Below are 20,420 nucleotides of genomic sequence, written 5' to 3'. Positions count from 1 at the left end.
GCAAAGGGATGAAATCAATAATAGAAATAGGCAAAGGTCAGCCCCAGCACAACAAACAGGGCCTCCAGTGCGCTGAAGCTCGCGTCGATCTTCACCTCGCTCCAGCCACGCATCTCGAAGGAGTGGTGGATGGGGGTCATCTTGAAGATGCGCTTGCCGTGGGTCAGCTTGAAGTAGGTCACCTGAATCACCACGGTGGCCGCCTCCCAGATGTAGACCGCACCGAAGAAGAACAAAATCTCCGGCCGGCCCATGGCATAGCCCAGGCCGGCAACCGCGCCGCCCAGGAACATGCTGCCGGTATCGCCCATGAAGGTCTTGGCCGGGTAGAAGTTCCAGATCAGGAAACCGGCCAGCGCACCGGCCAGGGCCGCCGGCAGAATGGACATCACAAACTGGCCCAGGAAGCTCACCAGTGTCAGGAAGCCCAGCATGGACACAAAAGTCACGCAGGAGCACAGGCCGTCGATGCCGTCGGTCAGGTTCACCGCGTTCACCACACCGATGATCAGAATATAGGACAGCGGGTAGAACAGAATGCCAAAATCCACCATGCCGAAGAAGGGCAGGGTGATGCTGGTGCTCAGGGTACCGTTCATCCACAGCCCGGCCAGCAGCGCAGTGGTCACCAGCAGCTGGCCAACGATCTTCTGCCAGGCCCGCAGACCCAGATTACGCTTTTTTACCACTTTGATGAAATCGTCCAGAAAACCGATCAGGCCAAAGCCGAAGGCGGAGAAGATGGCCAGATACAGGCCCCGGGAATCCGGGCCGCCCATCAGCTCGGGGCTGCCGTGCAGCAGGCTGGTGAGGGCCAGGCAGACCGCGAATACGGTGCCCAGAATGAAGCACAGACCGCCCATGGTGGGGGTGCCCTGCTTTTTGTTGTGCCAGGTGGGGCCGATCTCCTTGATGGTCTGCCCGAAGTGCAGCTTATGTAAGAACGGAACAATGAACAGACCGGAGACCGCCGAGATCATAAAACCGCAGGCGGCCGCCAGAATCAGCGCGTAACGTGCCATAGTTTGATTCTCCTCTTAATCGTTTGTTTGGGCTTCGGCATACAGCATCTGAAGCACCTGCTCCAGCCGCATGCCCCGGCTGCCCTTTGCCAGCAGCGCGTCGCCGGGAGCCATCCGGCTCTTCAATGCCTGTGCCGCTTCTTCGTGGGTCTGGCAGCGGGTCACCGCAAGGCCCGCCTTTTCCGCCTCATCGGCCGCAAACCGGCTGGCGGAGCCCAGTGTGACCAGATGGGCCAGGCCGCTTTGTGCCGCCCAGCGCCCCACCTGCCGGTGGGCCTCTTCCTCAATGGAGCCCAGCTCCAGCATATCGCCCAGCAGTGCGAACCGCCGGCCCTTGCAGGGATATTCCCGGAACATGTTCAGGCTGGCGCGCATGCTGTCCGGGCTGGCGTTGTAGCAGTCCTCAATGAACACCCGTCCGCCGTTTTCCACCACCTTCTGGCGCATGCCGGTGGTCTGGTAATCCGCCAGAGCCGCCGCGCAGCGGGCCGCATCCAGCCCCATGCGGGTGGCGGCAGCGTAGGCGGCCAGCGCGTCGTACACGCTGTGCAGCCCCAGCGCGGGGATGGTCACCGCAAAGCTGCCGTGCTCCCGATCCTCCAGCGTGAAGGCCATGCCGTTTTCCAGCGCCTTCACCTTCACCGCACGCACATCTGCCTCCGGTGCGTCCATGCCATACCAGACCGGGCGCAGACGGTCGGGGATCATCCCCTCCCGCCGGGCCATCTGCAGATATTCGTCGTCCGCGTTCAGGGCCAGCGGCGCGCCGTCCGGCAGGCCGGTGCAGATTTCCAGCTTTGCTTTCAGGATATTCTCCCGGCTGCCCAAACTTTCCAGATGGCTCACACCAATGCAGGTGATCAGCCCTGCGCCGGGCCGGGCGGCCCGGCTGAGCCGCTCGATCTCGCCCAGGGCGCTCATGCCCATCTCCACCACCGCATACTCGGTATCGTCGGAAAGGCGGAACAGGGTGTTGGGCACGCCGATCTCGTTGTTCTGATTGCCTTCGGTCTTAATGGTACGGCCAAAGGCGCTGAGAATGGCGTAGCAGAATTCCTTGGTGGTGGTCTTGCCCACGCTGCCGGTGACCCCGATCATTCTGGGGTGAAACAGCATGCGGTAGTTGGACGCCATGCGCACCATGGCGTGGTGGCTGCTGGGGCAAAGCACCAGCTTTTTCTCGGGAACCCCCTCCACCGGATGGTTGGCCACCACATAGGCGGCCCCTTCCGCCACTGCCTTTGCGGCAAAGTCATGGCCGTCCACCCGCTGGCCGGGGAAACATACGAACACGCAGCCCGGGCACACAGCCCGGCTGTCCGTCACCACGGCGGTGATGGTTTCGCTGCCCACCGAACCGGCCTCGGCCAGCCCGGCAAGCAGCATCTTTGCAGGGATCGGCTGCATTGCAACTGCCTCCTTTTGTGTTGTTTGCGCCCGGCGGATTGGCCGGGCGCCTTCCTGTTTTGTTTATCGCGGCAATCAGCCCTCGCCGGTTCCGTCCGTCCCGGCGTCTGTTCCGGAATCCGAGGACGCCGCGTCTGTGGACGCACTGGTGTCCTGCGTCGGGTCGGCCGCAGCCGCAGTGGTGATGGTCACCACCGTGCCCATGGGTGTCTCGGTGCCCGCGGTCACATCCTGACTGGTCACCTGACCGTTCTCGTCACCGCTGATGCGCACATTCAGGCCGGAGCCTGCCAGCATCTGGCTGGCCAGCGCCGCACTCTTTCCGGTCACATCCGGCACCGTTGTTTTGGTGTATTCGGTGCTGTCGGTATACAGATACACCGTGGTACCCGCGGCCACCCTGGTGCCCGCCTCCGGGTACTGGGCCAGCACTGTGTCGCCGCTGCCCACCTTCCGGTGAGCCAGGCCGATCTTGTTCAGCTCCACCTGGGCCAGATCCCACTGGCTGTAGCTGGGATTGTTGGGAGTCACCAGATTGGGCACGGTCACATCGCCGCTGGGCAACAGGCTCTCGTCCATTTCGATGCCCAGATAGGGGGCCACCTCGCTGATGATGTTACCGATCAGCGGGGCGCTCAGCATGGAGCCGTACTCGGTTTCCGCGTGGGGTTCATCCACAAAGGCCAGAATGGCGATCTGCGGATCATCCACCGGCAGCACCGCCAGAAAGCTGGAAACCTTCTCGTAGGTGCCGTCCTCACGGGGGTCCTGATCCAGCTTTTCACTGGTACCGGACTTGCCGCCGATGTGGTAGCCCGCCACATAGGCGTTGCGGCCGGCAGCGCCGGCAGCGCCGTAATCCACCACGCCCTCCATCATCTTCAGCACCTGCTGCGAGACCTCCTCGCTGATGACCTGGCGCTTGATGGCGGGCTCGGTCTGCTGCACCACATTGCCCTCCTGATCCACGATCTTATCCACAATGTAGGGCTGAACCAGATAGCCGCCGTTGGCGATGGCCGCCACCGCGGTGATCATCTGAATCGGGGTCACCTTCTGGGCCTGACCGAAGCTGGTGGACGCCAGGTCGATCAGGGTCATGCTGTCCTCCGGGTGGTAGGAGACGCCCGCGTATGGGGCCTGCTCCGCCGGCAGGTCGATGCCGGTCTTTTCGGTAAAGCCGAAGGCATTGTAGTAGTCCGAGAAGGTTTCAATGCCCATCTTCTCAGCCTCATGGATGGTGGCGATGTTGCAGCTGTTGTACAGCACCTTGCCCATATCCTGCCACTGGTGGTTGGCTCCTTCGGCACAGGAATAGGGTTTGGTTCCGGGCAGCACCTGATAGCTGCCGCCGCAATAATAGGTGGTGCCGGGCGTGCTCACACCGGAATCCAGTGCGGCGGAGGTGGTGATCAGCTTGAACACCGAGCCGGGGGTATACAGGTCGGTAATGGCCTTGTTCTTCCACTGGCGCTGGCGTTCCTGGCCCTGCACCTGGGTGTATTCTTCATCGGACAACCCCTCCAGCAGGGCAGCCCGCTCCGGATCGTAGATGGTCATGGGGTCGTTGGGGTCAAAATCCGGCTTGGTGGCCATGGCCAGAATCGCGCCGGTGTTCACATCCATCACGATTACCACGCCGCGCTCGGATACGTTGTTCACCTTCACCGAGTTTTCCAGATATTTTTCCGCAATGGCCTGGATGTTGGCATCCAGCGTGAGCACCAGACTGTTGCCGTCCTGCGCGGGATATTCCTCCCGCTCGTCGTTGGCAATTTCGGCACCCAGACCGTTCTTGATGCTCACCAGACGGCCGGGGGTACCGGCCAGCGTTTCTTCATAATAGGCTTCCAGCCCATAAAAGCCGTAACCGTCTGCGTGCATGAAGCCCAGCACACTGGCGGCAAACGCCCCGTAGGGATATTCCCGCTTGGTGTCCTGCGTGACGGTGATGGGCAGACTGTTCTCGCTGGCGTATTCCTTGATCTGGTCTGCGATGGGCTTATCCACCTGCCTGGCCAGCACCTCGTACTGGCTCTCGGTGTCGATCAGCTTTTCGTACACCTCGTTCTCATCCAGACCCAGCATGCCGGCCACATCGGCGCTCACGGTGCGCACCCGCTCAGCCCGGCGCTCCTCGGCGGGGCGTTCATCGCCCTCTTCCGCCTTGGGGGCGCTGATCTGGCTGGGGTCGGCAGCGATGGTCCACACGATGCTGCTCTTGGCCAGCACCTTGCCGTTGGCGTCGTAGATCTGGCCGCGGGTGGGGGTCACGGCCACATCCTTCAGCTGCTGGTTGGCAGCCTGGATGCGGTATTCATCGTGCATGGCGATCTGCAGCCAGGCCAGGCGGCCGATCAGAATCGCCGCGCCGGCCGTGAACGCCCCCGCCAGAAGCCAGTAACGCAGCAGGCTGCGCCTGCTCTTTTTCTTCTGGGGATCCTGTGGCCCATTTTGCGGATTGTTCATTCTTGCCATGGCAGTATTTCCTTAGTTTGCTTCAAAGTCATTCGCCGCACAAAAAAGGGGGATGATTTTGGTCGAAGCCCCCTGATAATCGAAAAAGCGTGCGCGGCGGCACGCTTTTTCCATTTGCGGTCAGGGATCCAGGTGATCCATCAGGCGCAGAAATCCGTTGTTCAGCAGATCCAAAACGCGCTGCCAACCGCTCTCCGGCCGCTGGATGGTGCTCTCGTTTTCCAGTGTCACATAGGTGATCTGGCTTTTGTCCAGCTTCATCAGCCCAAGCTGCGCGGCAATCTGCTCCACGTTTTTCAGGTTGGTCTTGCTGTCCAGCACGCCGGAGAGATAGTTGTAATCGCTCTGGGCGTTGACCAGCTGCTGGTTTGTTTTCTGGATCTGGGTGGTCAGCTGGGTAATGGTGGCCTGGCTTTGCAGCAGGCCCACGGTAAGCATGGCCATCACGCAGCTTACCGCAACCGTTTTACAGGCCTGAGCGCTGATCTTCATGGCCTGCTTTTTGCCCCGTACTGCCCGCATTCTTGGCTTTACGTCCAGTGGCCGGTCCGCAAAGCGCTCCAGTTCATAGGCCGCCTGTGCCATGCGCGCTCACCTCCTTTTTGGTTCCTTGCGTTTTTGGTTTCCCGGCTCCCCTTTGCCGGTGCGGGCGAGGGTTACTCGCCCAGCTTTTCAATGACCCGCAGCTTGGCGGAACGGCTGCGCCGGTTTTCCTCCAGCTCAGCGGCCGTTGCCTCAATGGGCTTGCGGGTAATGAGCTTTCCTTTTGCCTTGCCCCCGCACACACAGACCGGATATTCCGGCGGGCAGGTGCAGGCGGTGGCCCACTGGCGGAATTTGTTCTTCACCAGCCGATCCTCCAGCGAATGGAAGGTAATGATGGCGAAGCGCCCGCCGGGAGCCAGCAGATCAAAAATTTCGTCCATGCCCTGGCTGAGCACGTCCAGCTCGCTGTTCACCGCGATGCGCAGTGCCTGAAAACTGCGCCGGGCGGGATTTTTATCCTTGCGGCGCACCGCCGGGGGCAGCGCGCTGGCAATGGCGTCGGCCAGCTGCAGGGTGGTTGCGAAGGGGGTTTCCTCCCGGCGCTGCACAATGCGCCCGGCAATGGCCCAGGCATAGGGCTCCTCACCGTATTCCCGCAGAATGCGGGCCAGCTCTTCCCGGCTGGCGGTGTTCACCAGATCCGCGGCGGTGGGGCCGCTCTGGCTCATGCGCATATCCAGCGGCGCGTCCTGCCGGTAGGAAAAGCCCCGGGAGGCGTCGTCCAGCTGGTGGGAGGATACCCCCAGATCCAGCAGGGCGCCGTTGATTTTTTCAATGCCCAATCCATACAGGGCGCTGCGAGCGTTGCAGAAATTGGTCTGCACCAGCGTGGCGGGCAATCCCTCCAGCGCCTTGCCCGCTGCCTCGATGGCATCCGGATCCTGATCCAGACTGACCAGCCGGCCGGTGGTAAGCCGCCGGGCGATCTGACTGGAATGGCCGCCGCCTCCGGCGGTTCCGTCCAGATAGATGCCGGTCGGATCGATGGCCAGCCCCTCCAGACATTCATTTAAAAGCACGGGGATGTGGCTGAATTCCATGTGCGTTCCCCCTTATAGTTCCAGTTCTTCCATGGCGGCTTCCAGCTGCTCGCTGCCAAAGCCCGCCTGTTTTTCCTGCCATGCAGCGGTGTCCCAGATTTCGGCGTGCTTGCCCACGCCGATGATGGTCACATCCTTCTGCAGGCCCGCGTGGGTGCGCAGGCTGGGCGAGATGAGCACCCGGCCCTGTTTGTCCGGAGTGACCTCGGTGGCCATGGCAAAGAGGAACCGCTGAATCTCGCGGGTCTTGACCATGCTCTTGCCCTGCAGCTTTTCGCAGATGAGCTGCCATTCGCTCTCCGGGAAGGCGACCAGGCAGTTGTCCATCCAGCGGGTGATCACAAATACCTGACCCATCTGCTCCCGAAAGCGCGCCGGGAAATTCAGGCGGCCCTTTTCGTCGATGGCATAGTTGTACTCGCCCATCAACATACGGCGCCGCCCCCTTTCCGGTTTATGGGGCGGGGGATCTGCCCATCGGCTCCACCTGTGTGGAAAACTCTCCACTTTCCCCCACTTCTCCCCACTGTATCAATTATTATACGTTACCCCCACTTTAATTGCAAGATATAGCGCCGAAAAAGAATCGTGAAAAATCTCGCTGGAAAGCTGGTTTTTCGCGCTCTGACTGCATATTTTTCCTGTTTTGTGCATTCTTTCCGATCCGGAGCAAAATCCGGCCCTTTCCCGGCCACTGGCGGCCGCTTTTTCACCGGGTTTTCCACACTGCCGGGCAAAGAAAAGCCCCGCGTCCTGCCGGTCTGGCAGGGCACGGGGTCTGAATGCTGACAAAAAAGATCAGCCGTTGTTGTTTTTTGCATTCTGGCGCAGGTTGGCGCGCACGGTTTTGACCTCCGCCGCGTTGCGGGCCAGCTGCTCCTCGGTAATGCGCAGCATGTTTTCGCAGTAATCGGTCACGGTGGTGCGCATCTCGCGGGACTGGCTCTGCGCGCTGGAGAGGATCTCCGCTGCGCGCTGCTGAGCAGCCCGTACGATCTGCTCTTCGCCCACCAGCACCCGGGCCCGGTCTTCGGCCTTCTTCACGATGGCCTCGGCCTCTCGCTTGGCGCTGGCGATGATGTCCGCCCGGTCGTTTACGATGGCCTTGGCCTGACGGATCTCGGTGGGCATATTCAGGCGCACCTCGTCGATGATGTCCCGCATTTTGTCAATGTCCACCATCCGCTTGCTGCCGGAGAACGGCAGGCCGGAGGCCTCTTCCATGGTTTCTTCCATCAGATCCAGCAACTCGTCGATGTTCATTCTTCTCGCTCCTTTTCATAGCGGGTCACCAAAACGGTGCCGTAACGGTATTGTTTTTTCTTGCAAAGGCCCTCGCACTCGTCCGGCAGGCTGGCTGCCAGCTCGCTCTCGCAGAGAACCGTGCCGCCGGGGGCGGTCACCCGCGCCACCTGAGGCAGGATCTGGGCCAGCGTGTCATGGCGGTAGGGCGGATCCAGCAGCACAATGTGGAACTGCTCCCCGCAGCTGGCCAGAAATGTATCCGCTCTGGTGTTGCGAATCCGGCTCTGGGCCTGCACACCGGCGGCCTTGCAGTTCTGCTCCACAATGCGCACCGCACCCCGATCCTGATCCACAAACACGCAGCTGGCCGCGCCGCGGCTCAGCGCCTCGATGCCCAGCTGCCCGCTGCCTGCGAACAGATCCAGCACCTTTGCCCCCGGCAGGATGAACTGCAGGGCACTGAACATGCCCTCCTTCACCCGGTCCACCGTGGGCCTTGTAATATCTTCTCCCGGCAGGGCCGCCAGCTTTGTTCCCCGGGCAGAGCCTGAGATCACACGCATGGGGGTCCACCTCCCTCTTGTCATCCATTTGTTTTTTCCATTATGGCCCGCACCGGCCGCTTTGTCAAGCAAAATACCCCGGACAGGGTGGGCCGATTCAGCCTTTTTTCGGGCGCAGCATCTCCAGAATCCGGTCCACCGCAGCAGCGTCACAGCCGTTCCAGAGCGTTCCGTCCACCTGAATGTTGGGCCCCTTGCCGCACTGCTTGAAGCAGTTCTGGGTGCGCAGCACCGCGGTGCCCTCGGGCAGCTGGGCCAGCCCCTTTTTCAGCCGGTCCATCAAAGCGGCGTTCTTCGCACCGCAGCGCCCGCCGCTGCACACCACAATTTCATGGGCGGCGGCCCCCAGCTTCAGGCTGGGATACAGCCGGATCAGCTTTTCCAGCAGGGGCACCTTGTAGCCGGTGCAGATGGAGATGGTCTCCAGTGCCTGGGGCGGAATGTGACCGTAGATTTCCTGGGTCTCCCGCAGCAGAGCCACGGTATCCTCCTGCTCCAGTGTGGGGCGGCTGCCCTTGCGGCCGGCGTAATACTCCGCGGCCTCGGCAAAGCGTTCGTGTAATGTGTTCTGATCCATGGATCAATCCTCCGTTTGGGGGTGAAAATAGTCGTAGATGGTCTGGGCGGCCTTCTGCCCCACACCCCTGGCATTGGTCAGCTCGTCCACACCGGCCTCGCGCACCGCACCCACCGATTTGAAGTGGGCCAGCAGCGCCTTGGCGGTGGCGGGCCCCACGCCGGGAATGGCGGTCAGACTGGAAGCATAGGCCTTTTTCTTCTGGTTCTGCCGCTGATAGGCGATGGAGAACCGGTGCACCTCGTCCTGAATGGAGGAGATGAAGGTGAAGATGTTCCGGTGCATGCTGATGGCAATCTCTCCGCCGTCTGCGGTCACGATGGCCCGGGTGCGGTGGTGATCGTCCTTCACCATGCCGAACAGGGGTACCGCCGCCAGAGCGGTACCTGCCAGCGCCGCCTTCACCGCGCTCACCTGGCCCTTGCCGCCGTCCAGCAGAATCACACTGGGCAGCACCGAGAACTGGCCCGCCGTGCCCTTTTCGTACTCGGCGGCCCGGCGGCTCAGCGCCTCGGCCATGCTGGCGAAGTCGTCGGTGCCGGCCACGGTGCGCATCTTGAAGCGCCGGTAGCCGCTTTTCTTGGGGCGGCCGTTTTCAAACACCACCATACCGCAGACGCTGGTGCCCTCGCCCCAGTTGGAGATATCGTAGCTTTCGATCACCGCCGGCGGCTCGGGCAGGCCCAGCACCGCAGCGGCCTCGTCCAGCAGGCGCTGGCTGCGGTCGGTACGGCCGCTCTCCCGGGCAAGGCGCTCCACCGCGTTGGTGTAGGCCATGCTCACCAGCTTGGCGGTGTCGCCCCGCTGCGGCACATACAGCTGCACCTTTGTGCCCCGGGTCTTCTCCAGCAGCTGGGTCAGGGCCTCGTGGCTCTCGGGCAGCACATCCACCGCAATGACTTTGGGGATCTCCTCCCCATCCAGATAATAGCGGGGCAAAAATTCCTCCCGCAGAGCATCCAGATCGGCGGTGCCCCGGAACAGAAGCTCCCGTTTGTCGGTCAGGCGGCCGGTGCGGTAGCGCAGGATGGCGGCGCAGCTGTTCTGCCCGGCTCCGGCGAAGGCGATCACATCCATCTGGGTGCTCTCGTCCACCACCACCTTCTGCCCGGCCGACACCTTTTTGATGGCGGCAATCTGATCCCGCAACAGGGCGGCCTGCTCAAAGTCCAGTCGCTCGGCGGCCTCCTCCATGCGCTGCTCCAGCGTTTTCACAATGTCCTTTTTACCGTAGCGGATCAGCCGGATGGCCCCCTGCACCGCCTCGTTGTAGGTTTCCTTGCTGATCTTGCCGCTACACAGGGCCATACACTTGCCGATGTGAGCGTTCAGGCAGGGCCGCCCCTTGCCAATCTCCTGGGGGAAGCGCCGGTTGCACCGGGGCAAAAGGAAGGCATCCTGCGCGGTTTCCACCATCTGGCGCACCGCAAAGCTGCTGGTGAAGGGGCCGATGTACTCCGCCCCGTCCTCCTCCTTTTGCAGCGCCGCCGAGATGCGGGGATATTCCTCTTTGGTGATCTTCACATAACTGTAGCCCTTGTCATCCTTCAACAGGATGTTGTACTTGGGGGTGTGGGCCTTGATCTGGCTTGCTTCCAGCACCAGTGCCTCGAACTCGCTCTGGCAGACGATCACATCGAAGTTGAAGGCATGTTCGATCATCTGGGTGACCTTGGCGTCGTGGGGAACGCCCTCCCGGAAATACTGGCTCACCCGGGTGCGCAGCCGCTTGGCCTTGCCGATGTAGATGATTTCATCCCGCTTGTCCCGGATGATATAGACCCCCGGCAGCAGGGGCAGCATCTTCGCCTTTTCGTGCAGTTCAGCCTTGGTCATGGCAGGGGTCCTCCTTTGGGGCGGCGGAGCGCTTTGCCGGCCCATTTTATTCAGTATGCCCCGCTTTGGGGCAAAAGCAGAAAAAGGGCGGGTCTTGCACAACCCGCCCTTTGATTTATGAAAGCAAAGAAATTACTCGGCGAAACCGGAGTTTACCAGCTTTACCAGGCCTTCCACGGCAGCCTGCTCGTCGGCGCCGTCGGCGATGATGCGGATGGTGGTGCCGCCCACGATGCCCAGGCTCAGAACGCCCAGCAGGCTCTTGGCGTTAACGCGGCGCTCTTCCTTCTCAACCCAGATGGAAGACTTGTACTCGTTGGCCTTCTGAATGAAGAAGGTAGCAGGACGGGCATGCAGGCCGACTTTGTTCTCAACGGTAACTTCTTTAACAAACATGATTCATTCGCTCCTATTTCTAAAATTAGATGGGCTTCTGATTGTTATAATAGCCCATTCTTACCCGATTGTACAGTGCATTTGTGCAATTTTGTCAGTTTTCCGAATCCACAAAATACCGGAAACGTTTCTTTGTGCAAATCAACCACTTAGTTTTCAACAATCTCATGAGAAATCCCGAAAGTTTTCAACAAAATCAGTATCAATTACTTTTTGTGGCTCTGATTATGCTCATTTTGGTACGCTTCGTACAAATCCGGGCGGCGGGTACGGGTGCGTTCCAGACTCTGCTCGCGGCGCCATTTGTCTATATTGCCATGGTGACCGCTGAGCAATATCTCTGGAACTCTTTTTCCCCGCCACTCCTCCGGGCGGGTGTACTGGGGATACTCCAGCAGGCCGTTCCAGTGGCTTTCATCCTGATAGCCCTCCGGCTGAGCCAGCACGCCGGGCTGCAGGCGCAGCACACTGTCCGCCACCACCAGCGCGGCCAGCTCACCGCCGGTGAGCACATAGTCTCCGATGCTGATCTCCTCGTCCGCCAGCTCCTCAATCACCCGCTCGTCCATGCCTTCGTAATGGCCGCAAACCAGAAGAAGGCTGTCGTATTCAGCCAGGCGCTTGGCGGTCTCCTCCGAGAAGGGCTGGCCCGCCGCGGTCATAAATATAATATGCGGCCGCTGACGGCCCTGTTCCTCCACCTGACGGATGATATCCTGGCAGCAGTCATAGATGGGCTGGGCGTTCATCACCATGCCGCAGCCGCCGCCGTAGGGGTAGTCGTCCACCTGCTTCTGCCGGTTCAGGGTGTAGTCCCGGATCTGATGGCAGTGGGTTTCGATATAGCCTCGCTTTGCGGCCCGGCCCAGGATGCTTTCGTCCAGCACCCGCTGGCACATCTCCGGGAACAGGGTCGCCACATCCACACGCATCATACCTGATCACCATTTTCCGCTTCGCCGAACATGCCCGGAATGGGGCTGACCAGCACCTTGCGGTCCTCAATGCAGATTTTTACCAGGAAGGGCTTCACCGCCGGGAACAGGGCAGTGGAACCATCCGGGCAGGCAACCGTATAAATATCCTGTGCGCCGGGGTGGCTCACCTGAGTGATCTCGCCGTAGTCGCGGCCGCTCTGTGCATCGATCAGGCGGCAGCCCAGCAGGTCCGCCTGAAAATAATGGCCCCGGGGCAGCTTTGCATCCGCCCGGTCGATGTAGAACACCTGGCCCACCAGCGCGCGGGCGGCATCCATGTCGTTCACACCTTCAAAGGTAACCAGCGCCATGTTCTTGTGGGCGCGCACCCTGGTCACGGCAATGGGGTTCTGCCCCTGCGGGCCCCGGTACAGCCGCTTGAACCGGCCCAGAAATGCCGCGTCGTCGCACCAGAGCTCCACCTTCACTTCGCCCGCCACTCCGTGAGTGGTCACGGCCTTGCAGACTTCCAGATACTGCTGCATCTTGTTTCTCTCCTTTTGTGTGGGGCTGGGCCGCTTCGCCCGCCCGGTGACAGGAGCAATCCCGCCTCACCCGAGCCCCTGGGCGCAAATGGTGCGGCCTTGCCCATGCAAAAAAACAGGGCCACTTGCACAGAAGCTGGCAAGTGGCCCTGTTTGTGTGGTTTTGTTCTCCCGAAGGTCAGTCGATCTCTACCATGACCTTTTCGCCCTTGCGAACGGCGGCAGCCCGCATTACAACGCGGATGGCCTTGGCGATACGGCCCTGTTTGCCGATCACCCGGCCCATGTCGTTCTCAGCCACGCTCAGGTGGTAAACGATGGTGCCGTCCTCACGGGGGGCGTCCACGGTAACGGACACAGCGTCCTTATCGTCGACCAGGCCCCGGGCAACTGCCAGCAACAGCTCCTGCATAGGGTTGCCCTCCCTTTAAGACTGATTACAGGATCTCGTTCTTCTTCAGCAGCTCACGAACGGTGTCGGTGGGCTGAGCGCCGTTGGCGATCCACTTCTTGGCCTTCTCGGCGTCGATGTTCACAACGCTGGGCTCCTTGGTGGGATCGTAGTAGCCAATCTCCTCGATGAAGCGGCCGTCACGGGGGAAGCGGCTGTCAGCAACAACAACGCGGTAGAAGGGAGCTTTCTTGGCGCCCATGCGGCGCAGACGGATCTTAACTGCCATAGTGGTAAACCTCCTGATGTTTGGGGCCCCGGTTCGGGGCGTTTTGATTGTTATATTGTATCAAACCCGCCCTTTTGGGGGCTGCGGGTCATACCGTAAAAAGCGGCGCGTTTTTTCGCGCTTACATGCCGCGCAGGCGGCGGCCGAAGGCCTTGGGGTTCTTTTTCATCTGCTTCATCATCTTCTGCATCATCTCAAACTGGCGAAGCAGCTTGTTCACCTCTTCCACGCTGGTACCGCTGCCGGCGGCAATGCGGCGCTTGCGCTTGGGGTTGATGATGCTGGGCTTCTCCCGCTCGGCGGGGGTCATGCTGTGGATGATGGCCTCGATGTGCACGAACACCTTTTCGTCGATGTCGTCCGGGTTGATCTTGTTGCCGCCGGGAAGCATGGAGACCAGCGACGCAACGCCGCCCATCTTCTTCATCTGGGCCAGCTGGTCCAGCATGTCGTTCATGTCGAACTTGTTCTCCATCATCCGCTTGGCGGTCTCGGCGGCTTTCTTCTCGTCCTGCAGATCCTGCGCCTTCTCGATCAGGGTGAGCACGTCGCCCATACCCAGGATTCGGCTGGCCATGCGGGCCGGATGGAAAACCTCCAGATCGTCCAGCTTTTCGCCGGTGCCCTGGAACTTGATGGGCTTGCCGGTAACGGCCTTGACGCTGAGCGCCGCGCCGCCACGGGTATCGCCGTCGGTCTTGGTGAGAATGATGCCATCCACCGCCACAGCCTCATTGAAGGCCTTGGCCACGTTTACCGCGTCCTGACCGGCCATGGCGTCCACCACCAGCAGAACCTCGTCCACCTCAACGGCTTCCTTGATGCGGCCCAGCTCATCCATGAGCTCCTGATCCACATGCAGTCGGCCGGCGGTATCCAGAATCACGATATCGTTGCCGTAGTCCTTTGCGTGGGCGATGGCCTTTTTGGCGATGATCTCGGGCTTTTCGGTGCCCATGGTGAACACCGGAACCCCCGCCTGCTTGCCCACCACCTGCAGCTGATCGATGGCCGCGGGGCGGTAGATATCGCAGGCCACCAGCAGCGGGCGATGGCCCTGCTTGAGGAACCATTTGCCCAGCTTGGCGGCGTGGGTGGTTTTACCGTTACCCTGCAGACCGCAGAGCATGAGCACCGTGGGAGGCTTGGACTTGATGTGGATGCGCGCGGCCTCGTTGCCGCCCATGAGCTCGGTGAGGGATTCGTTTACGATCTTGATGACCTGCTGGGCGGGGGTCAGGCTTTCCATGACCTCCTGGCCCATGGCCCGCTCGGTGACCCCGGCGATGAAGTCCTTGGCCACCTTATAGTTTACGTCGGCCTCCAGCAGGGCGGTGCGAACCTCACGCATGGCGGCCTTGATGTCCGCCTCGGTGAGCTTACCCTTGCCCCGCAGCCGTTTGAACACGCCCGAAAGACGTTCGGAAAGAGATTCAAAGGCCATGTCGTTGTCCTTTCGTTGTGTGCTTATTCGCTGATCTGCCCGATGATCTCGAGCATCCTGCGGGCGGAATCATCGATGCGCTTGTTCGGCGTGTAGCCGTTGGCGTTTTCAAACTGAATGTCCCGCGCAAGGCTCTCCAGCTGACTGATTCCCTGCTGGACCGCCCGGTAGCGCTTTGCAAAGCCCACCTTTTCCTCCAGCTCCAGAATGATCCCTTCGCCCCGCTTGATGGAATCCCGCACGCCCTGCCGGGTGATGCCGAAGTTATCGGCAATCTCGGCCAGCGACAGATCATCGTTATAATACTGCTCCATCACGTCGCGCTGCTTTTCGGTGAGCACGTCGCCGTAAAAATCCAGCAACAGTGAAATCTCAAGATTTTTCGCCACCGAAAACGCCTCCTCGCCGGGGTGCCGGGCCCTGTAAAGTGTTTTACCTTTTCGTAAAGCGTTTTGCTTTACAGTTTGCTATTATAACAGAGGCTGCGCGGCGCTGTCAAGGGGAATTTCCCGCAAAAAACGTTCTTTTTTCCGCCGGTTCGCACCGGGCATGACTTTGCAGGCGGAACGTGCTACAATAAAGGCAGAAAGCTGCGGGCTGCGTCCCCTTCTTCGCCCTGTTGTTTCCCCTCTTTCCTATATATAATAGAAAGGCAGGCGTTTGCGATGACCGGAATCAACGAGACCTATTATCAGCAGCTCACCCGCTGCCCCGTGGTGGCCCTTGGCGGCTATGCGGCAAAACACGACCTTCCCGGCAAGCTGTATGCCTGCCTGTTATTCGACGGGCCCACCGGCACCGGCAAGGACGCACTGGCCATCGCCATGATCCGCCTTGCCACCCAGCGGGGCGAGCTGAAGGAGGGCCAGCCCATTGTGGAAACCGGCTGCGGCGCTTTTGCGGCGGCGCTGGCCATTGCCGCCGGGCGCAGCGGTCACCCGCTCACGCTGGTGGTACCGCCGGCACTGGAGCCGGAGCGGGAACGGTTTCTGCAGGGGCTGGGGGCCCGGCTGCGGCCCTGCTACGAACGCCCCTCCGGGCAGGAGGGCATGGACATTCTGGCCCGCCGCATGGCTCAGGAACAGGGCGCCTACTACATGAACTATCTGGCCAGCGAGGATAACCCGGAATACCACCGGCGCATCACCGGCCCCGCCATCTTAAAGGCCACCGACAGCGGCAATCTGATCGATGCCATCGTGGCCGGGGTGGGCAGCGGCGGCACTGTGACCGGCGTGGGCGAATATGTAAAGGCCTGGACCAACCACATCCGCATGGCGGCGGTGGAGCCCTACGAATGCCAGGCCATCGGCGGCGGATTTCTGGCGCCCCACGGCATTCCCAACATCGGCTTCGGCTTCGTGCCGGAAAACTACAACCCTTATGTGGTGGATCTGGTTCTGGCAGTAACCACCGGTGAGGCGGTGCAGGCCGCCCGCGAGGTGCTGCTCACCGACGGTATTCCCGCCGGGCCCAGCGCCGGGGCCACTCTTTACGCCGCCCGCACCCTGCTGGAGCGGGGCAAGAGCAAGAGCGCCCTGTGCATCTTCCAGAGCCGTCAGGTCTACGCCTGAACCACCAAACAGAACCGACCGGAAAAGAGGATTTATTGCATGTACGACGAACTCACCGAAGTGGACATCCGGAAAATGCAGGAGGAGATCGAACACCGCATTCTTGTGGTGCGCCCTCAGTGCCTGGAGGACGTGAAGATCGCCCGCTCCTACGGGGATCTGAGCGAAAACTTTGAATACAAGGAGGCCAAACGCCAGAAAAACCGCAACGAGAGCCGCATCCGCTACCTGCAGCGGATGATCAAGACCGCCAAAGTGGTCAAGTCCGACCATGCCGAGGGCTCGGTGGGCCTGTTTGACAAGATCACCCTGTACTTCCCCGAGGACGAAGAGGAGATGGTGGTCAAGCTGGTGACCACTCTGCGGGTCAACGCGGACAGCGGCCTGATCAGCCGGGAGTCCCCTCTGGGCCGGGCCATTTTCGAAAAAAAGGTGGGCGATACCGTGCAGGTGGAGGTGCGCCCCGGCGTGAGCTATCCGGTGACCATCCGTGCCATCGAGCCCAGCGATGATGACGCTTCCCTGCCCATCAGCCAGTATTGATCAGAACAAACAAAAAAGGCCGCCGCGCCTCCCCAAATCGGGAAGCGCGGCGGCTGTTTTTGTTTGTGTTTTCTGACCGGATTACTTGCCGCGGATCACACGGCCCAGCTGGATCAGCAGGGTGGGCGCAAAGGCCAGACCCAGAATCTGCAGATACTGGATGCCGCTGAGGGCGGTCACCGCGAACAGGCTTTCCAGCACGGGAATCACCAGCACGGCGGCCAGCAGCACCACGCCGCCGGCAAAGGCCATCAGCGAGTACTTGTTGCTGCCAAGACCCAGCTTGAAGATGGACTCGGTGCCCCGGCAGTTGAAGCCGTGGAACAGGCGGGCCAGCGTCAGGGTGGCGAAGGCCATGGTGCTGGCCATGGCGGCGCCGCCGGCGGACAGCCCCAGATAGAAGGCAGTCATGGAGGCAACGGCGATCAGGGCACCCTGCCACAGGATCTTGAACATGAGGGGCTTATCCAGAATGGAGGCCTTGGGATCGCGGGGCTTCTGGTCCAGCAGACCCTTGCGGGCGGGCTCCATGCCCAGCGCGATGGCGGGCAGGCTGTCGGTGAGCAGGTTGATGAACAGCAAATGCACCGGCTGGAAGGGCACGGGCAGCGCCATCAGCGAAGCGTACAGCACCGCCAGAATACCGGCCATATTGCCGGACAGCAGGAACTGAATGGCGTTCTTGATGTTGGTGTACACGCCGCGGCCGTTCACCACCGCCTTCACGATGGTGGCGAAGTTGTCGTCCGCCAGAATCATGGCGGCGGCATCCTTGCTCACCTCGGTGCCGGTGATACCCATGGCCACGCCCACATCCGCCTTCTTCAGGGCGGGGGCGTCGTTCACGCCGTCGCCGGTCATGGCGGCAATGCAGCCCCGGCGCTGCCAGGCGGAGACGATGCGGATCTTGTGCTCGGGGGAAACACGGGCATAAACCGAGATGTGCGGCAGCTTTTCATCCAGCTCGTCGTCGGTCATGGCGTCCAGCTCCACACCCTCCAGGGCGATGTCGCCTTCCTCAAAGATGCCGATCTGCTTTGCGATGGCAGTGGCGGTGACCTTGTGGTCGCCGGTGATCATTACGGTGCGGATGCCGCCCCGCTTTGCGTCGGCCACGGCCTGCTTGCTCTCCTCACGGGGCGGGTCGATCATGGACACCAGACCCACGAAGGTGAAATCGTTCTCATCCTCCAGGGTGAGCTCACGCTCCGCGTCCATCTCGCGGCAGGCAAAGGCCAGCACGCGCAGGCCGTTTTCGGAGAACTCCTCATTCGCCCGGGTAATGGCGGTACGCATCTCGTCGGTCAGGGGCACAACGCCCTTGGCAGTAAGCAGCCGGTTGGAACGGGCCAGCAGCACATCCATGGCGCCCTTGGTCAGCAGCATGGGCTTGCCGTTCACCCGATGCAGGGTACTCATCAGCTTGCGGTCAGAGTCGAAGGCCAGCTCGCCCAGACGGGGGAACTGACTGCGCACGCTGTTTGCGTCGGTCTGGTGCATGCCGCCCCAGTTTACCAGCGCAATCTCAGTGGGATCGCCCACCGAAGCGCCGCTGGCAGCATCCACGGTGGCATCGCTGGCCAGCAGGCCGATCTTCATCAGCAGCTCCTGGGCCGGGTCGCTCATGTCGGCATTGGCGTCCTGCACCAGCTTGCCGTCCGCCCAGATCTGCTGCACGGTCATCTTGTTCTGGGTCAGGGTACCGGTTTTATCCGAGCAGATCACCTGCACCGAACCAAGGCTTTCCACCGCCTTGAGCTCCTTGATGATGGCGTTCTGACGGGCCATCTTCTGGGTACCCATGGCCAGCACGATGGTCACGATGCTGCTGAGCGCCTCGGGAATGGCGGCCACCGCCAGCGCCACGGCGAAGAGCAGCGAATCCAGCAGCCCCATGCCGCTGCGGAACATGGACAGGCAGAACACCACGGCACAGATGGCCAGAATGGCTGCGGCCAGCTTGCCGGAGAAGTCGTCCAGGCTCTTCTGCAGGGGGGTCTTGCGCTGCTGGGTCTGGTTCATCAGTTCCGCGATGTGGCCCAGCTCGGTGTTCATGCCGGTGCCGGTAACCACCATCACCGCACGGCCGTAGGTGACCAGCGAGCCGGAGAACACCATGTTCTTCTGGTCGCCCAGCGCAGTCTTGCCGGCGGGAAGGGCCTCAGCGGTCTTTTCCACCGCCTCGGATTCACCGGTCAGCGAGCTTTCGTTCACCTTCAGGGAATAGCATTCCAGCAGACGGCCATCGGCCACCACCAGATCGCCCGCTTCCAGATACACGATGTCGCCGGGAACCACCTTGGGGCCCGCCACTTCCTGGCGCACACCGTCCCGCAGGACCTTGGCCACCGGGGCGGACATGGCTTTCAGACTTTCCAGGCTCTTTTCCGCCTTCAGATACTGCACCGTGCCCAGCACCGCGTTCATGATGAGCACCGCGAAGATCACCAGTGTGCTCTCCACATTGCCGGACACCATGGAGATCACTGCCGCCACGGCCAGAATAAAGACCAGCAGATCCTTGAACTGTTCCAGAAATACCACCAGCGGGCTTTTCTTTTTGCCCTCGGCCAGCTGGTTGGGGCCGTGCTCCTCCAGCCGCCGGGCGGCTTCCTGCGCAGTCAGGCCGTTAGCGGTGGCCTTTACCTGCTCCAGGGTTTGCGGAACGGTTTTGTCGAAATAAGTCTGTTCCATCATTTTTCTCCCTTTCTTTTTTGCCCGTTTACCCGGCGGGAAGTCTTTTTTCGCAAAAGAAAGAAGACTTCCCGACAGCACGCGCAAAGCGTTGCTGTCGAAAAGTCTTGTTACCGACTCGTTAAGAAGCGGCGCACCCTGCCAGGCCTTTTCAGGCCGTGATGTTGACAAGGCGGCTTGCAACTACTCCCTTTTCAACTTGGACTAACTATACCACGCCCATCGGGCTGCGTCAAGTGATTTTTGCAGGATTTTCATTTTTTTCATATTTTTGCACTTTTTCCCATCCCGCTGCACATCCGGCCCGCTCCTCCCAGGGAATGCGCCAGATCTCGTGAAAGCCTTCCTCCTGTTTCGGCTCCACCAGCCGGGGCCGCATAAGAGCGATGGCAAAAAAGGGCACATGCCGCTGGCGGCAGGCATCATTCCGGATGGCCTGCATCACACCGGTGTCGATCCACACCGCCACACAGCGCACCCCCTCCGGCACCGCCCGCAGCACCCTGCGCCGCGCCCTGCGGGACAGATGCACCGAATCCACCACCACATCCCTGCCCTGTTCCAGAGCTGCGCGCATGCGCTGGTTCATGATCCGGTGTACCCGGCGATAACCTTTCGGGGTAAGCTCCCTGCCGAACAGCTCCATTCGGATTCCGTCCGACCCGATGTATTCCGCCCCGGCCATTCGTGTTCTGGCCCAGGTGGTTTTTCCCGCGCCGGAAATGCCCACCATCAGGTACATTGTCGCCATCGCTCTTCCTCCTTTTCCTGTGTATTTCCCGGTTTTTCCGTAATAAAAAAGACTTTTCGGCACAGCAAACGCTGTGCCGAAAAGTCTTCAGCCTGTCGAAAAAGGCCACCTATCGGTGGTCTTTTTCTCGTATAAGGAAAGGGAATGCGGTATAATGGTGTG

Annotated in this window: 22 protein-coding genes; 2 read left to right on the top strand and 20 right to left on the bottom strand. The window is 61.1% G+C overall.

Annotated features, from left to right (window positions below; genetic code table 11):
- Positions 1–14: 14 nt before the first annotated feature.
- The 17 genes from mraY to ylxM form a co-directional block, all read right to left on the bottom strand.
- Entirely contained in the window at positions 15–1,022 is a 1,008-nt protein-coding gene (gene mraY / locus ACESYO_RS13985) for a phospho-N-acetylmuramoyl-pentapeptide-transferase (RefSeq protein ID WP_058965767.1), read from the bottom strand.
- Positions 1,023–1,037: 15 nt separating this feature from the next.
- Positions 1,038–2,429, bottom strand: coding sequence for a UDP-N-acetylmuramoyl-tripeptide--D-alanyl-D-alanine ligase (locus ACESYO_RS13980; protein ID WP_373210495.1), 1,392 nt, complete (start codon positions 2,427–2,429; stop codon positions 1,038–1,040).
- 75 nt (positions 2,430–2,504) lie between these two features.
- Positions 2,505–4,907 (bottom strand): penicillin-binding transpeptidase domain-containing protein, encoded by a 2,403-nt coding sequence (locus ACESYO_RS13975; protein ID WP_373210496.1) that lies wholly within the window; start codon positions 4,905–4,907, stop codon positions 2,505–2,507.
- A 120-nt stretch (positions 4,908–5,027) separates the two neighbouring features.
- The gene (locus tag ACESYO_RS13970; protein ID WP_373210498.1) at positions 5,028–5,492 is read right to left on the bottom strand and encodes a hypothetical protein; all 465 of its coding nucleotides are present in this window, start codon (positions 5,490–5,492) and stop codon (positions 5,028–5,030) included.
- Positions 5,493–5,563: 71 nt separating this feature from the next.
- Positions 5,564–6,493, bottom strand: a complete 930-nt coding sequence (gene rsmH / locus ACESYO_RS13965) for a 16S rRNA (cytosine(1402)-N(4))-methyltransferase RsmH (protein ID WP_283128578.1) — start codon at positions 6,491–6,493, stop codon at positions 5,564–5,566.
- A 12-nt stretch (positions 6,494–6,505) separates the two neighbouring features.
- Complete coding sequence (mraZ, locus tag ACESYO_RS13960) at positions 6,506–6,925, bottom strand: division/cell wall cluster transcriptional repressor MraZ (protein WP_058965761.1); 420 nt, start codon at positions 6,923–6,925, stop codon at positions 6,506–6,508.
- Positions 6,926–7,291: 366 nt separating this feature from the next.
- Complete coding sequence (locus ACESYO_RS13955; RefSeq protein ID WP_058965758.1) at positions 7,292–7,756, bottom strand: HrpE/YscL family type III secretion apparatus protein; 465 nt, start codon at positions 7,754–7,756, stop codon at positions 7,292–7,294.
- A complete protein-coding gene (gene rsmD / locus ACESYO_RS13950) occupies positions 7,753–8,301 on the bottom strand; it encodes a 16S rRNA (guanine(966)-N(2))-methyltransferase RsmD (RefSeq protein WP_058965757.1) in 549 nt (182 codons plus the stop codon). Before rsmD ends, ACESYO_RS13955 begins: the two co-directional genes overlap by 4 nt.
- A 97-nt stretch (positions 8,302–8,398) precedes the next feature.
- Positions 8,399–8,878: an NAD(P)H-dependent oxidoreductase subunit E gene (locus ACESYO_RS13945; protein ID WP_058965755.1), complete on the bottom strand. Its 480-nt coding sequence runs from the start codon at positions 8,876–8,878 to the stop codon at positions 8,399–8,401.
- Positions 8,879–8,881: 3 nt separating this feature from the next.
- On the bottom strand, positions 8,882–10,714 hold the full coding sequence (gene uvrC / locus ACESYO_RS13940) for an excinuclease ABC subunit UvrC (RefSeq protein WP_058965753.1): 1,833 nt from the start codon (positions 10,712–10,714) through the stop codon (positions 8,882–8,884).
- Between the two features lie 132 nt (positions 10,715–10,846).
- Positions 10,847–11,110: an HPr family phosphocarrier protein gene (locus ACESYO_RS13935; RefSeq protein WP_058965751.1), complete on the bottom strand. Its 264-nt coding sequence runs from the start codon at positions 11,108–11,110 to the stop codon at positions 10,847–10,849.
- Between the two features lie 206 nt (positions 11,111–11,316).
- Positions 11,317–12,045 (bottom strand): tRNA (guanosine(37)-N1)-methyltransferase TrmD, encoded by a 729-nt coding sequence (gene trmD / locus ACESYO_RS13930; protein ID WP_276872142.1) that lies wholly within the window; start codon positions 12,043–12,045, stop codon positions 11,317–11,319.
- Positions 12,042–12,572, bottom strand: coding sequence for a ribosome maturation factor RimM (gene rimM, locus ACESYO_RS13925; protein ID WP_283128576.1), 531 nt, complete (start codon positions 12,570–12,572; stop codon positions 12,042–12,044). Before rimM ends, trmD begins: the two co-directional genes overlap by 4 nt.
- A 178-nt stretch (positions 12,573–12,750) precedes the next feature.
- Positions 12,751–12,984, bottom strand: coding sequence for a KH domain-containing protein (locus tag ACESYO_RS13920; RefSeq protein ID WP_058965745.1), 234 nt, complete (start codon positions 12,982–12,984; stop codon positions 12,751–12,753).
- Between the two features lie 25 nt (positions 12,985–13,009).
- The gene (rpsP, locus tag ACESYO_RS13915; protein ID WP_058965743.1) at positions 13,010–13,252 is read right to left on the bottom strand and encodes a 30S ribosomal protein S16; all 243 of its coding nucleotides are present in this window, start codon (positions 13,250–13,252) and stop codon (positions 13,010–13,012) included.
- Positions 13,253–13,373: 121 nt separating this feature from the next.
- A complete protein-coding gene (gene ffh, locus ACESYO_RS13910; RefSeq protein WP_058965741.1) occupies positions 13,374–14,696 on the bottom strand; it encodes a signal recognition particle protein in 1,323 nt (440 codons plus the stop codon).
- Between the two features lie 23 nt (positions 14,697–14,719).
- The gene (gene ylxM / locus ACESYO_RS13905; RefSeq protein ID WP_058965739.1) at positions 14,720–15,085 is read right to left on the bottom strand and encodes a YlxM family DNA-binding protein; all 366 of its coding nucleotides are present in this window, start codon (positions 15,083–15,085) and stop codon (positions 14,720–14,722) included.
- A gap of 276 nt (positions 15,086–15,361) precedes the next feature.
- Here ylxM and ACESYO_RS13900 point away from each other — a divergent pair, with 276 nt between their 5' ends.
- Entirely contained in the window at positions 15,362–16,270 is a 909-nt protein-coding gene (locus tag ACESYO_RS13900; protein WP_373210504.1) for a pyridoxal-phosphate dependent enzyme, read from the top strand.
- 39 nt (positions 16,271–16,309) lie between these two features.
- On the top strand, positions 16,310–16,813 hold the full coding sequence (greA, locus tag ACESYO_RS13895; RefSeq protein ID WP_058965737.1) for a transcription elongation factor GreA: 504 nt from the start codon (positions 16,310–16,312) through the stop codon (positions 16,811–16,813).
- Between the two features lie 81 nt (positions 16,814–16,894).
- Here the strand turns inward: greA and ACESYO_RS13890 are convergent, their stop codons facing one another.
- The 3 genes from ACESYO_RS13890 to ACESYO_RS13880 form a co-directional block, all read right to left on the bottom strand.
- Positions 16,895–19,507, bottom strand: coding sequence for a cation-translocating P-type ATPase (locus ACESYO_RS13890; protein ID WP_373210507.1), 2,613 nt, complete (start codon positions 19,505–19,507; stop codon positions 16,895–16,897).
- 232 nt (positions 19,508–19,739) lie between these two features.
- Complete coding sequence (locus ACESYO_RS13885) at positions 19,740–20,258, bottom strand: ATP-binding protein (protein WP_276872151.1); 519 nt, start codon at positions 20,256–20,258, stop codon at positions 19,740–19,742.
- Positions 20,240–20,420: hypothetical protein (locus ACESYO_RS13880; protein ID WP_373210505.1), on the bottom strand; the 181-nt coding region annotated here is incomplete at its 5' end. The genes ACESYO_RS13880 and ACESYO_RS13885, both read right to left, overlap by 19 nt.

Origin of the sequence: Allofournierella massiliensis (assembly GCF_964241245.1) — a bacterium.
GTDB classification, from domain to species: domain Bacteria; phylum Bacillota; class Clostridia; order Oscillospirales; family Ruminococcaceae; genus Allofournierella; species Allofournierella massiliensis.
Note: the sequence above shows the minus strand (reverse complement) of the source record. Positions and strands in the feature narration are given on the sequence as shown.

Excerpts from the sequence above, each read along its gene's own strand:
- rsmD (WP_058965757.1), bottom strand. The coding sequence starts at position 8,301 with ATGCGTGTGATCTCAGGCTCTGCCCGGGGAACAAAGCTGGCGGCCCTG.
- greA (WP_058965737.1), top strand. The coding sequence starts at position 16,310 with ATGTACGACGAACTCACCGAAGTGGACATCCGGAAAATGCAGGAGGAG.
- ACESYO_RS13900 (WP_373210504.1), top strand. The coding sequence starts at position 15,362 with ATGACCGGAATCAACGAGACCTATTATCAGCAGCTCACCCGCTGCCCC.
- ACESYO_RS13955 (WP_058965758.1), bottom strand. The coding sequence starts at position 7,756 with ATGAACATCGACGAGTTGCTGGATCTGATGGAAGAAACCATGGAAGAG.
- ACESYO_RS13945 (WP_058965755.1), bottom strand. The coding sequence starts at position 8,878 with ATGGATCAGAACACATTACACGAACGCTTTGCCGAGGCCGCGGAGTAT.
- ACESYO_RS13980 (WP_373210495.1), bottom strand. The coding sequence starts at position 2,429 with ATGCAGCCGATCCCTGCAAAGATGCTGCTTGCCGGGCTGGCCGAGGCC.
- mraY (WP_058965767.1), bottom strand. The coding sequence starts at position 1,022 with ATGGCACGTTACGCGCTGATTCTGGCGGCCGCCTGCGGTTTTATGATC.
- uvrC (WP_058965753.1), bottom strand. The coding sequence starts at position 10,714 with ATGACCAAGGCTGAACTGCACGAAAAGGCGAAGATGCTGCCCCTGCTG.
- ACESYO_RS13885 (WP_276872151.1), bottom strand. The coding sequence starts at position 20,258 with ATGGCGACAATGTACCTGATGGTGGGCATTTCCGGCGCGGGAAAAACC.
- ACESYO_RS13970 (WP_373210498.1), bottom strand. The coding sequence starts at position 5,492 with ATGGCACAGGCGGCCTATGAACTGGAGCGCTTTGCGGACCGGCCACTG.
- ACESYO_RS13890 (WP_373210507.1), bottom strand. The coding sequence starts at position 19,507 with ATGGAACAGACTTATTTCGACAAAACCGTTCCGCAAACCCTGGAGCAG.
- ACESYO_RS13935 (WP_058965751.1), bottom strand. The coding sequence starts at position 11,110 with ATGTTTGTTAAAGAAGTTACCGTTGAGAACAAAGTCGGCCTGCATGCC.
- ACESYO_RS13975 (WP_373210496.1), bottom strand. The coding sequence starts at position 4,907 with ATGGCAAGAATGAACAATCCGCAAAATGGGCCACAGGATCCCCAGAAG.
- mraZ (WP_058965761.1), bottom strand. The coding sequence starts at position 6,925 with ATGTTGATGGGCGAGTACAACTATGCCATCGACGAAAAGGGCCGCCTG.
- rpsP (WP_058965743.1), bottom strand. The coding sequence starts at position 13,252 with ATGGCAGTTAAGATCCGTCTGCGCCGCATGGGCGCCAAGAAAGCTCCC.
- rsmH (WP_283128578.1), bottom strand. The coding sequence starts at position 6,493 with ATGGAATTCAGCCACATCCCCGTGCTTTTAAATGAATGTCTGGAGGGG.
- trmD (WP_276872142.1), bottom strand. The coding sequence starts at position 12,045 with ATGATGCGTGTGGATGTGGCGACCCTGTTCCCGGAGATGTGCCAGCGG.
- ffh (WP_058965741.1), bottom strand. The coding sequence starts at position 14,696 with ATGGCCTTTGAATCTCTTTCCGAACGTCTTTCGGGCGTGTTCAAACGG.
- rimM (WP_283128576.1), bottom strand. The coding sequence starts at position 12,572 with ATGCAGCAGTATCTGGAAGTCTGCAAGGCCGTGACCACTCACGGAGTG.
- ACESYO_RS13920 (WP_058965745.1), bottom strand. The coding sequence starts at position 12,984 with ATGCAGGAGCTGTTGCTGGCAGTTGCCCGGGGCCTGGTCGACGATAAG.